Consider the following 9,211-nt stretch of genomic DNA (forward strand, 5'->3'; position numbering starts at 1 on the left):
GCGGATGGCCGGGTCACGCCCGACCTTGTTATGTTGTTCAGCTGTCCGGCAGTTCGCCGGTGTATTCGTAAGCTACGGTTCCCTTCGGGTGCTTGAACCAACCCGGGTCGCGGTAATCGTTTCGGCCGAGCCCCTCACGCACCTTCACGACCGTGAACATGCCGCCCATTTCCAGCGGCCCGAACGGTCCCGTGCCCGTCATCATCGGCAAGGTGTTGTCGGGCAACGGCATCTCCATCTCGCCCATCGCACCGCCCGTGCTACCCATCGCCATGTAGTCCGGCACCAGCTTGTTGATGCGCTTCGCGAGGTCTTTCTGCGGGACGCCGATGAGATTGGGTACCTGGTGTCCCATCGCGTTCATCGTGTGGTGCGACTTGTGACAATGGAATGCCCAGTCACCGGGACGATTCGCGGTGAATTCGATGGCGCGCATCTGCCCGACCGCCACATCGGCCGTAACTTCCGGCCAACGGGCCGACGGCGGAATCCAGCCGCCATCCGTGCCCGTCACTTCGAAGTGGTAGCCATGCAGGTGAATCGGATGGTTCGTCATCGTCAAATTGCCGAAGCGGATGCGCACGCGGTCGCCCGCGCGTACCGGCAGCGGGTCGATGCCCGGAAACACGCGCGAATTGAACGTCCACATGTTGAAGTCCGTCATCTCGTTGACGCGCGGCGTGTAGCTGCCAGGGTCGATGTCGTAGGCCGCCAGCAGAAACACGAAGTCACGGTCGACCGGCATCACGCTGCGGTCTTTCGGGTGCACGATGAACAGCCCCATCATCCCCATCGCCATCTGTACCATCTCGTCGGCATGCGGGTGATACATGAACGTGCCGTGCTTCTCGAGCTGGAACTCGTAGACGAAGGTCTTGCCGGGCGGGATGTGCGGTTGAGTAAGGCCGCCGACGCCATCCATGCCGTTCGGCAACAACATCCCGTGCCAGTGAACGGCGGTGTGCTCGGGCAGCCTGTTCGTCACAAAGATGCGAACCTTGTCGCCCTCGACGGCCTCGATGGTCGGGCCGGGCGATTGCCCGTTGTAACCCCAAAGATTCGCCTTCATGCCAGGCGCCATCTCGCGTACGACCGGTTCGGCCGTCAGGTGGAATTCCTTCCATCCGTTTTTCATCCGCCACGGCAGCGTCCAGCCGTTCAGCGTCGTGACCGGCGTATACGGGCGGCCGTTCGGCGGCACGAGAGGGGGTTGCGTGGTGGCTTTCGCCATGGTCGGCGCTTCGGGCAACGACGCGGCACCAGCCTTGCTGACCAGGGCCGCGCCCACCAGCGCTGCACCCGAGCCGTTGAGAAATTGTCGACGGGACACCATGTTATTTACCTTCCGAATCCATTGCCGGCGCCGATTGCGCCGCGGGAGCTGACGTCGATTGAAGCGCGGGCTGCGTGCTGTTGGGAGCGCTCATGACTACCGGTCGTTGCGGCGCCGGCTCTTTCGAATCCTGCTTGTCGCCGGCCTGCGGCAGACGGCCACCAACCGCCTGTTGGAGGTCCGTTTCCGCCAGCCAGTAGTCCTTCAATGCATCGATGTAGCTGTTGACTGCGCCGACCTGCTCCCGCGAATCGGCGAGCAACTCAAAGACGCTGGCGAGCATGCCGTTGTACCGAAGCAGAAGTTCGTCCGAGATGGTCTTGCGAATGGGCACGACCTCGTCGCGATAGTGCTTCGCAACGTCGTAGCTGGTGACGTAGGCCGAGTACGATTCGCGCACTTCGGAACGTGCATCAATCGCCGTCTGGGCAAGCTGGTTCGCCGAACGCATGTAAGTCGCTTCGGCCCGGGCGACCTTGGCGCTTCCGAAATCGAAAATCGGAATCTCGACGCTGATTTCGTAGCCGTGCTCGTGACCCTTGTCGGTCTCGTAGTTGTTCTGGTAACCGACGTCGAGCGCGTTGATGAACCGCGTGGCCTTGCTGAGCCCCATAGAAGACGCAACGCTTTGGGTCTGCAGCTTCGCCGCCTGGATGTCGAGGCGGTTCTGCATCGCATAGCTTTCCAGGTCGTTGAGGTCGGGCCTTTGCTTCGGCAGGTCGGGCAGACGGTCCGGGAGTGTGTATTGCGTACCCGCGCCCCACAGCCCCATGATTCGCGTCAGCTTTTCGCGTGCGACCACGGCTTGCTGGTGCGTCTTGGCTGACTGCGCCACCGCGTCCGCATAGAACGCCTGCTCACGGGCGTAATCGAGCTTGCTGAAGTTCCCGGCCTGACGCATGCGCGAAGCCAATTCCGCGCCGGCATCCGCCGAGTCTTTCACCTGTTCCGCGTACTTGGCCGCCTGCTCGGCGGCTACCGCGTTGACATACGCGCGGCGCGCCTCGGCCGCTATCTTGAGCATGGCGTCGGCGGTTTCGAGCTTCGTTTGCTCGAAGCGGCGCCCTTCGATATGCGCAGCGAACGGCAACGTCAGGATGCTGAGAACGTTCGCCGAGAACGTGCGGCCGATGTTCAGGTCGCCGTTGCCCGCGCGCGTCCGGCTGAACGTGAATCCCGGATTCGGGAGGCGACCAGCCTGTACCAGGTCGGCTTCCGACAGCCCCAGTTCGGCATAGGAAACCTGAAGACCGCGGTTGTTCAGCAACGCAACCTGGACAGCGTCGTCCATGCTGAGCGGCTTCGAGAGCAGTTCCTGCGTTCGTTTCGCCGCAGCGTCGCGGTCGGCGTCCGTCTTGACGATGACGGCGTCCTTGCCGAGCCGTTCCCTGGCAGTCGACGACACCGTATTGAACCCGCCGTCCTTGGAGAACGTCGTACACCCGGCGAGAAACACCAAGACGGCGACTCCCGCCCCCATTCGAGTAGAAACGAATCGTCGCATCATTTGGCGGGTTCCCCGTGCAACGAGTGGTTCGAATGGTTGTTGTTGGCCGGCTGGCTCGGCGTGCCACCGTGCTTCATGCCGCCCATAGACGGTTTGCCCTGGACAGCCTGATTCAGTTGCTGCCAGGTCGGGTTATCCGCGTCGCTATAGGGGCGATATCCCTCGAGGGCAGACGGGACGGTCACCGCCGGCACGGAGGCCGCTGCGTCGGTCGGGTCGGGAATTGTTGTCGTGGCGTGCACAAGCGCCGGCAAAGTAGCCGCCGCGCTCAGTAGCGCTGCAGTGATCAATCGCATACGTTTTCTCGTCGTGAGTCACCTGGCGGGTCCACGCAGAACCGCCAGTACGGATGGCACATCGCAGGTCATTGACCGCGATGGAGAACTAGACGAGAAGGCAGCGAGGAGGGCGTTCGATGCCGTCGGTCAGGAACGACACGACACCGGCGGAAGACGGCAGGGGAATGGCGACGCGGGTAGCGTCCGTGGATACGGCAACGACCGGTACGGCTGGCAGTCCTGTACCGAAGCAGCAGGATGCGCATGTCGAGCACGAATGCGCGTGGTGGGCGTTACCGTGGTAATGATGGGGATGGTCGTCGTCAGCGAACGCCACGCCATGCATTTCATGGTGGTGCTCTGACGCGGCCTGCTCCGCATGCTGGGTTGCCCCTTCTCCCGCGTCTGCATGCGCGGCAACACATTTCATCGAGATAGCCGCGAACGACTGAACCGGAAGGCTCAGTGCCAGCAACACAACGATGAAAAGTTTGCGCCAATACGACATGGGAGCGGAGTCTAGCACGCAGTGATAAAGGCTGTAAGTTCGAGAACGTGTCAGGGTGTAACCGATCGCTGTTTCGCTACGCGGTCACGACATTCGAGTTCAGCTTATCGTCGGATGGGTGACGACGGCGTGACCACAAAATGACCAAAATTTCATTGGCGGTCCCGGATTGGGGCGTGCCGAACGCTCCGGCAGTCGTTGGCACGAGGTGCCGATGCGGTACGCTTGGGGCGTTTCATGAAAAATCTGTCATGTAGCCGTCATTTTTCACTCATCCGGGCCGCCGTATGCTCCAAGCAGCACATTGACCGCGCGCATTCCCCGACAGCCATACGACATAGCCATGCGGATACTCATAGTCGAAGACGAACCGAAAATGGCGTCATATCTCCGCAAGGGGTTGATGGAAGCGAGCTACACGGTCGACGTCGCCGAAAACGGAAAGGACGGCCTGTTTCTCGCGCTGCACGAGAACTTCGACCTCATCGTGCTCGACGTCATGCTGCCGGAACTAGATGGTTTCGAGGTGCTCAAGCGCCTGCGGGAGCAGAAACAAACACCCGTGCTGCTGTTGACTGCCCGGGAGGCAGTCGAGGACAAGGTGGCCGGCCTTGAGCTGGGTGCCGACGACTATCTGCCTAAACCCTTTGCGTATGCCGAGTTCCTCGCCCGCATCCGGTCACTACTGCGGCGTTCACCACGGAATGCGCGGGACATGCTGCTCATTGCCGACCTCGAGGTTGACCTCATCAAACGGCGGGTGCGGCGTGGCGACACCCGAATCGACCTGACCGCACAGGAGTTCGCGCTGTTGCAGCTCCTTGCCGAACGCGAAGGCGAGGTGCTCACACGGACATTCATCACCTCCCAGATTTGGGACATGAATTTCGATAGCGACACGAACGTGGTCGATGCGGCCGTCAAGCGCTTGCGGGCAAAAATCGACAACTCGTTCGACAAGAAGCTCATCCATACAATTCGTGGCATGGGCTACGTGCTCGAGGACCGCTCGTGACGGTCCGGACCGACGCTCGCGCGTCGTATTCGCTGCTCAGGCGATTGACGCTCGCGTTTGCCCTCGCTGCCGGTCTGGTGTTCGCACTGACCGGAGCCTATCTCTACAGGTCGCTCTCCGCTGAGTTGCAACGACGCGATGACATCGAAATCAGCGGCAAGCTGAGCCAGTTCCTGCAGTTGGTTCGCCTGAGCGGTTCGACGAGCGTGGTTCGAGCAAACCCTGCGGGCTTTCATGAGGTGTTGCTGTCCCATCCGGGGGTGTATCTCGGCATCTACGACGGACAAAATGAGCCGTTGGTCGAACACACCGACAAACCTGGCAGAACATTGAAGGGTCTCGTCACAGAGACCCACCCCATCGGCAAGCCGTACGCCTGCTCGCCAGAGGGTATCGGACTTTCCCGGTGCATCGTTGCTGATGAGAGGCTGCCTTCCGGTGAACTCGTACACGTGTCACTGGTTCGAACGGCAGCCGACCGGCAATCGCTGCTCGAAAGCTATCGGGTAGATATCTGGTTTGCCGTAGCCGTCGGTGCCATCCTCGTCGGTGCGCTCGGCTACGCCGTTGCCCGTCGCGGACTTTGTCCCGTCAAAAGCATTGGCCGCCAGACGTCGACCATCGAGGCTCACAATCTGAACGAGCGCCTCGATATTCGTGGTGGACCTGTCGAGCTTCGAGAGCTGGCCGTCTCTGTCAATCGCATGCTGGACCGTCTCGAGCGCGCATTCGTGCGCCTTTCGCAATTCTCATCGGATCTCGCACACGACATGCGCACGCCGCTGGCGAACATCATCAGCTCATCGCAAATCACGCTGTCGCGCGCGAGGACGGCCGACGAATACGAGGCACTCATCGATTCGAACATCGAGGAATGCGAGCGCCTGCAGCGAATGATTGAGAACATGCTGTTCCTCGCGCGAACGGACAATGCCCAACTGCATCTCAAGGCGGTCGAACTGGACGCGGGTAACGAACTGCGCAGGCTGGCGTCGTACTTTCAGGGTCTTGCTGAAGACGCCGGGGTCCACATCGACGTGAAAGGGAACGCACCCGTTTTCGCCGACGCAACCTTGTTCAGACGAGCAGTCAGCAACTTGACATCGAATGCGCTCGACCATGCGAGACCAGGCTCGACCATTGAGCTGGCCGTGTCGGCGACTCAGAAATACTCCGTCGTCAGCGTAACAAACCAGGGGCCAGCCATCCCGGTCGAACAGCTCGACAAAATCTTCGAGCGCTTCTACCGCGCCGACGCATCGAGACATGGTGCCGCGAAAAACGCAGGGCTGGGATTAGCCATCGTCAAGTCGATCATGGAATTGCATCACGGAAAGGTTGATGTTGTGAGCGATGGCGTTCGTACCACCTTTACTCTTTATTTCCCGAGCGACGGTGCTGGACAAAATGCACGGTAACGGTAAGCCTATCCGGATCATGCCAGCAGTGCGAGCGATATCCGAGATAGTCCTATCGCGATCCTGCGATCCGGGCAATGGCCGACGTCGCGCGGAACCAGATCGTTAAATCTGCCTGGCAGCTCGGACTCAGCCGAATACCATGCCTTCCAGCTGGCCGGGTCCTTGACCTGGATCAATGAACCGTATCCACGACACCGCTTATCCGACGTTGAACTATCGGGACTACGTGGCGCCGGCTGTCGACGGATATTTGACGGTTGCCCGGTGAAACGGGCGGGCACACCCGACGAAGTTGCGAAAGTGGCCGCTCCGCTTATGGGCCCGATGGTGCGTGCACTACCGGCAGCGACATCCTGACGGATGGAGGCGTGCCGCGTCCTATTGGTTCGGACCGCTGGCACCGCGATAGTGTTTCGAAGGGCGGTTTCTACCTCGTTCAGCGACATTCGGAAGCTAGAGCGCCTCGCCGCCTGGCATACGAAAAAATCGAATCTTGAGGGCCCCCCAGCACGTTCACCGGGCTTAACTGACTTCCCTGTTCCATTGCTCCCCGGACCCCGACGCCCGGTCCGCAATTTCGAGGTCTGGGCATGGAGATGTGCAACGACGATCACGCCATCGAAAGGTACAAGGAAGGTTTTCATCACATATGGCCAGATAACGCACATTATCAGTCCGTCATCGAATTTGTTCTAAACTGGTAGTCATGAAAACGTGCGACACCCTCCCCATCGACAAAACCGAACGTGGCTTTCCCGACGAAGCCGAACTCGCGGCATTGCGCAGCTGGTACGCCGGCCTGGACGCTAGGGCAGCTGTCGCCCGCTATCTGGGCGACCGAAGAGCAGCCGGAACGTCCTCGCGCGGCGTGCTCGGCCGGATTCGTCGGCGGCTCGTCGCGTTCGCGCAGGCGCGCCATCGCGGAGATCTGGCAGGCGTCTTCGTCGATCGCCCAACGAAAGCATCGGCGGATCGGGTAGCCGGCACAATCGAGATGCTGCGCAATCTGCCGGAGCCCGTGCCGATGATCGCCGATCACGTCAACCTGTGGCTGCCCGCACGCATTGCCGGGGCTCTACATGCCCACGGCATCTGGACGCTGACCGACCTGACCGTGCGGATTCCGCGGCGACGTCGCTGGTGGTCGGCGATCGCCGGACTCGGCGTCGCCGGCGCGCGTCGCATCGAGGCGTTCTTCGCCGCGCATCCGGCGCTGACCGAACGGGCGCGAGCATTGATCGTCGCAGCGCCGTCGAGCAGCATCGTGACGTGGGAACAGCTGCGCGTGCCACACGAGGTCGACGGTTCGCGCGGCCAGTTCCGTGCGCCGCAAAGCGCCTGCCTGCTGAAGGCTTCGAACGACTATGAGGCGGTTAAATCCTGGCTGTCGCTGCACGAATCGGCCGCCACCCAGCGCGCTTACCGGAAAGAGGCCGAGCGCCTGATCCTGTGGGCGATCGTCGAGCGCAGCTGCGCACTGTCGTCGCTCACCACTGACGATGCAATCGCCTACCGGAGTTTTCTGCGGCGGCCGACACCGCGCGAACGCTGGGTCGGGCCATCGCGGCCGCGGCAAAGCGTCGAATGGCGGCCCTTCACCGGTCCGCTGTCCGCACGCTCGGCGGCATACGCACTGAACGTCCTGTCGGCGCTGTTTCGCTGGCTGGTCGAGCAGCGCTACGTGCTCGCGAATCCGTTTGCCGGCGTCAAGATCAAGAGCCAAGTCCAGCGTGCGGGGCTGGACGTGTCCCGTGGCTTCTCCGAAGGCGAGTGGTTGTTGATCCGCACGCTGGCCGACGGCCTCGAGTGGTCGTACGGCTGGAGCGAAGCAGCCGCCCAGCGCCTGCGATTTCTGCTGGACTTCGGGTACGCGACCGGTCTGCGCGCGAGCGAACTGGTCGGTGCGACGCTCGGCGATATCCGCCGCGACGAGCACGGCGATCACTGGCTGCACGTGCTCGGCAAGGGCGGCAAGCTCGGCAAGGTGGCGTTGCCGCCGCTCGCCCGCACCGCGCTCGATCAGTCTCTCGTGCAGCGCGGACTGCCGGTCACGCCGACGCGTTGGAACCCGGCGACGCCGCTCGTCGCAAGCCTCGAGGAGGATCGCGCCCACATTGAAAGCACGCGGCTCTGGCGCGTGCTGCGCCGATTCTTCGTGCTGGTGGCCGACACGATCCAGAACGAACGGCCGGCGACCGCTGAGAAGCTGCGGCGCGCGAGCCCGCATTGGATGCGTCACACGCACGCGTCGCACGCGCTCGCGCGTGGCGCCGAGCTGATCATGGTGCGGGACAACCTCCGTCACTCGTCGATTTCGACGACGTCGACCTATCTGCATAGCGACGAGGTGCAGCGAGCTCGGCAGTTCGATCAGGCATTTCGTTCGCCGGATCTCAAGCGGTAGGTGGGAACCAATCCCTTATGGCGCTTTTGGAATAAGTGCCGGCAATTTCATAACTTCAATGCTTATGATAGGAAATTGCGCTTACCTTGTTGATACCCCAACAGGGCCGCGCGCGGATCGAAGCCGCCTGCGCCGACGTGCTGGGCGACAGCAACAGCGACGGCAGCGGTAACGGCAATGGCGGCGTGGTGCTGCACAGCGGCTATTTCCGTGCGCCGGCCGGTCGTGCGCGAGCGGGCCTGTTCCGGTCCCGGCGATCCTGACCCGGTTGACGTTCCCGGCGTGTGCTGCGCCGGTTTCCCTCCTGCCGGTTTTCCTCCCGCATTACACGCCGTTGAAAACTTTGCACCGCTCAGGGGCCGCCGTGTGGTGCCACATCGCGCCGCGCGCAGGCGGCACGGATGACGGGGGCGGCACGCCACCCGGCACGGTCCCTGCATGCATGGCTGATCGCCGGCGCGCATCTCGCGCAGCCGCCAACGGGGAACGAGCATGCTGACCGCACATGAATTCGCCACGCTGCTGCTGGTGCATCGCGCACCGGAGCAGATCCAGATCGACCGCGAGGATGTCTTCGCGCTGGTTGAACAGCAACTGATCGTGATGCAGCACGACGACGCGTCCGGCGAGCGCCGGCCCGCGTTGACCGCCGACGGGTTGTCGGTCGTGCAGTGCGTGCAACGCAACGACGCGCGCGAGCCCGACGTCACCGACGCGTGACGGGCGGATGCGGCGTTTCCGGTGT

At 62.3% G+C, this 9,211-nt stretch carries 8 protein-coding genes; 5 read left to right on the forward strand and 3 right to left on the reverse strand.

Going from position 1 to position 9,211, the window contains the following annotated elements:
* Positions 1-37 precede the first annotated feature (37 nt).
* Genes CFB41_RS31705 through CFB41_RS31715 form a run of 3 tightly spaced genes read right to left on the reverse strand, consistent with a single transcriptional unit; the run spans position 38 to position 3,136 of the window.
* Positions 38-1,333 (reverse strand): copper oxidase, encoded by a 1,296-nt coding sequence (locus tag CFB41_RS31705; protein ID WP_060096542.1) that lies wholly within the window; start codon positions 1,331-1,333, stop codon positions 38-40.
* 1 nt (position 1,334) lies between these two features.
* Positions 1,335-2,840, reverse strand: coding sequence for a TolC family protein (locus tag CFB41_RS31710; protein ID WP_069302011.1), 1,506 nt, complete (start codon positions 2,838-2,840; stop codon positions 1,335-1,337).
* Entirely contained in the window at positions 2,837-3,136 is a 300-nt protein-coding gene (locus tag CFB41_RS31715) for a hypothetical protein (protein ID WP_009692898.1), read from the reverse strand. The genes CFB41_RS31710 and CFB41_RS31715 overlap by 4 nt, the downstream gene beginning before the upstream one ends.
* Positions 3,137-3,969: 833 nt before the next feature.
* On the opposite strand from CFB41_RS31715, the gene CFB41_RS31725 reads away from it, so the two are divergent.
* The 5 genes from CFB41_RS31725 (at position 3,970) to CFB41_RS31745 (ending at position 9,186) form a co-directional block, all read left to right on the forward strand.
* The gene (locus CFB41_RS31725) at positions 3,970-4,641 is read left to right on the forward strand and encodes a heavy metal response regulator transcription factor (protein WP_060082467.1); all 672 of its coding nucleotides are present in this window, start codon (positions 3,970-3,972) and stop codon (positions 4,639-4,641) included.
* Positions 4,638-6,059 (forward strand): heavy metal sensor histidine kinase, encoded by a 1,422-nt coding sequence (locus CFB41_RS31730; protein WP_009692901.1) that lies wholly within the window; start codon positions 4,638-4,640, stop codon positions 6,057-6,059. Before CFB41_RS31725 ends, CFB41_RS31730 begins: the two co-directional genes overlap by 4 nt.
* A gap of 709 nt (positions 6,060-6,768) precedes the next feature.
* Positions 6,769-8,466, forward strand: coding sequence for a phage integrase family protein (locus CFB41_RS31740; protein ID WP_021161050.1), 1,698 nt, complete (start codon positions 6,769-6,771; stop codon positions 8,464-8,466).
* A gap of 86 nt (positions 8,467-8,552) precedes the next feature.
* Positions 8,553-8,729, forward strand: coding sequence for a hypothetical protein (locus CFB41_RS38370; protein ID WP_179250254.1), 177 nt, complete (start codon positions 8,553-8,555; stop codon positions 8,727-8,729).
* Positions 8,730-8,958: 229 nt separating this feature from the next.
* Positions 8,959-9,186 carry a hypothetical protein gene (locus tag CFB41_RS31745; protein ID WP_089459315.1) on the forward strand — a complete coding sequence of 76 codons (228 nt, stop codon included), beginning with the start codon at positions 8,959-8,961 and terminating at the stop codon, positions 9,184-9,186.
* Positions 9,187-9,211: the final 25 nt, after the last annotated feature.

The sequence above is a fragment of the Burkholderia sp. AU33803 genome (assembly GCF_002223095.1).
Taxonomy (GTDB): domain Bacteria; phylum Pseudomonadota; class Gammaproteobacteria; order Burkholderiales; family Burkholderiaceae; genus Burkholderia.